This is a genomic window from Mesorhizobium sp. M2A.F.Ca.ET.037.01.1.1 (assembly GCF_003998075.1).
Classification (GTDB): Bacteria; Pseudomonadota; Alphaproteobacteria; order Rhizobiales; family Rhizobiaceae; genus Mesorhizobium.
Map to the genome: position 1 here is coordinate 1 of NZ_RZSA01000979.1, position 2,379 is coordinate 2,379.

Annotated in this window: 3 protein-coding genes; 2 read left to right on the forward strand and 1 reads right to left on the reverse strand. The window is 65.1% G+C overall.

Annotation, left to right across the window (positions count from 1 at the left end; all coding sequences use genetic code 11):
- A partial coding sequence (locus EOA27_RS32200; protein WP_127258234.1) for a DUF599 family protein occupies positions 1 to 518 on the reverse strand: 518 nt, incomplete at its 3' end.
- Between the two features lie 179 nt (positions 519 to 697).
- Here EOA27_RS32200 and EOA27_RS32205 point away from each other — a divergent pair.
- Positions 698 to 2,101 carry an L-serine ammonia-lyase gene (locus tag EOA27_RS32205; protein WP_126082636.1) on the forward strand — a complete coding sequence of 468 codons (1,404 nt, stop codon included), beginning with the start codon at positions 698 to 700 and terminating at the stop codon, positions 2,099 to 2,101.
- An 84-nt stretch (positions 2,102 to 2,185) separates the two neighbouring features.
- The coding region (locus EOA27_RS32210) for a DUF1489 family protein (protein WP_127258237.1) at positions 2,186 to 2,379 on the forward strand (194 nt) is incomplete at its 3' end.

Below are 2,379 nucleotides of genomic sequence, written 5' to 3' on the forward strand. Positions count from 1 at the left end.
CGCGTCGCCCGCCACACCGCGGTTTCGCTGACGGGATTGCGCGAAGCAGGGCCATGCGGGGTCGGCACAGCGCCGATCAGGATCGAGCAATAGTTGAACAGCCGGTAGGCCCAGCCGAATTTGAAGAAGGCGAAGGCCAGGATCAGCACCAGGCCGAATACCTTGGTCTGGAAGGTTTCGCGCGACGAAGCCTCGCCGAACGGCAGGTCGGCCAGAACCTGGAGCACGCGGTCGGAGGCGCCGAGCAGGGCAAAGCAGCCGCCGAGCGCGATCAGGGAAGACGAGGCAAAGAAGGCGGTGCCTTGCTGCAGGCCGCCCATGATGGCGGTATCGACAATGCGTATCTCGCGCTCGGCCATATTGCGCATCCAGGCCTCGCGCTGGGCATTCATCGCGGTCGTCAGCGAGACGCGGCTGATCAGCTTGCCGTCGGAGGCGAGCGTGTGCAGCACCCAGACGACCAGGAAGAAGGTCAAAGCCGCCAGATCTGCCAATGAGAGATGGAGTGAGTCGCCCATGCGTTCTTGTAACACAGGCGACGCCGGCGCTTCGACGGGGCAGGAGGCCTCAGCAGGATGATGTCGCTGGCGGAGCAAACAAGGTCGGCAGCCGCCGCGCCGCGACTTGCAAAACAGCGGAAACATCCAGGGAATTCCTATATGTAAGTTTCTGACCGGCGCTCAGGAGACCACGGCCCGTGTTCCTTTCGGTTTTCGACCTGTTCAAGATCGGCATCGGGCCGTCGAGCTCGCACACGATGGGGCCGATGACAGCCGCGCGCCGTTTCCTCGACGAGATCCTGGCCGGCGATTGGCCGCGCCCGGCAGGCGTCAAAGTCGACCGCATCGGCGCCAGCCTGCATGGCTCGCTTGCCTATACCGGCATTGGCCACGGCTCGGACCGCGCCGTCATGCTCGGCCTGGCCGGCCAGACGCCGCAGACGGTCGATCCGGACGAGGCCGACGGCATCGTCGCCCGCATCGGCGCGGAAAAGCGCATTTCGCCGCCGGGGCATCCGATATACCGTTTCGATCCCGCCAAGGACCTCGTGCTCGACCGCAAGACGCCGCTGACCGGCCACGCCAACGGCATGGCCTTCTATGCCTATGATGTGTCCGACCGGCTGCTGCTCAAGCGCATCTATTATTCGATCGGCGGCGGCTTCGTCGTTTCCGAGGAAGAATTGCAGCGCATGAAGGCCAAGGGCTCGGTGACGACCGAGGGCAGACGAGTGCCGTATCCCTTCAAGAATGCCGTCGAGATGCTGGCGATGGCGACAAAGAGCGGGCTTTCGATCGCCGAGATGAAACGCGCCAACGAGGAAAAGCACATGTCGCGCGAGGAGCTCGATGCGGGCCTCGACGCGATCTGGGGCGCGATGAAAGGCTGCATTGACCGCGGCCTGTCGCAGGACGGCATCATGCCGGGCGGACTGAAGGTGCGCCGCCGTGCGCGGCAATTGCACGACAAATTACAGGAACAGTGGCAGCAGAACCGGCCCAACCCCTTGCTCGCCAATGACTGGCTGTCCATCTACGCCATGGCGGTCAATGAGGAGAACGCCGCCGGCGGGCGGGTGGTGACGGCGCCGACCAATGGCGCGGCCGGCACGCTGCCGGCGGTGCTGCGCTATTGGCTGCATTTCCATCCCGAAGCCGATCAGCCGAGCATCCGCGATTTCCTGCTGACGGCCGCGGCCGTCGGCGGCATCATCAAGTCCAACGCGTCGATCTCGGGCGCCGAAGTCGGTTGCCAGGGCGAGGTGGGCTCCGCCTCGGCCATGGCCGCCGCCGGCCTGTGCGCCGTGATGGGTGGCACGCCAGAGCAGGTGGAGAACGCCGCCGAGATTGCGCTCGAGCATCATCTCGGCATGACCTGCGATCCTGTCGGCGGCCTGGTGCAGGTGCCCTGCATCGAGCGCAATGCCCTTGGCGCGGTAAAGGCCGTGACGGCCGCTTCCTTGGCCATCAAGGGCGACGGCACGCATTTCGTGCCGCTCGACGCCGCGATCGAGACCATGCGCCAGACCGGCCTCGACATGAACGAGAAGTACAAGGAAACCAGCCTCGGCGGTCTGGCGGTGAACGTGGTGGAGTGCTGAAGTCTTACGGACACTCCAGGCTGGCCCTGTGGAGAAGTCGCTCAAGGCGTTGACGCGTCAACCCTCGCGGCTAAATCTTGGGGCATGTCACTCAATCTCCTAAAACTGTGCGTCGGCTGCGACAGCGTCGAGGATCTCGAAGAGTGGATCGCCTTCCGCCTCGACGAGCGGCGGCGCGCCGGCGAGCCGGTCGAGCACTGGCACACCACCCGCATGGTGCCGACGCGCGGCAGCGAGATCACGGACGGCGGCTCGCTCTATTGGGTGATCAAGGGCAG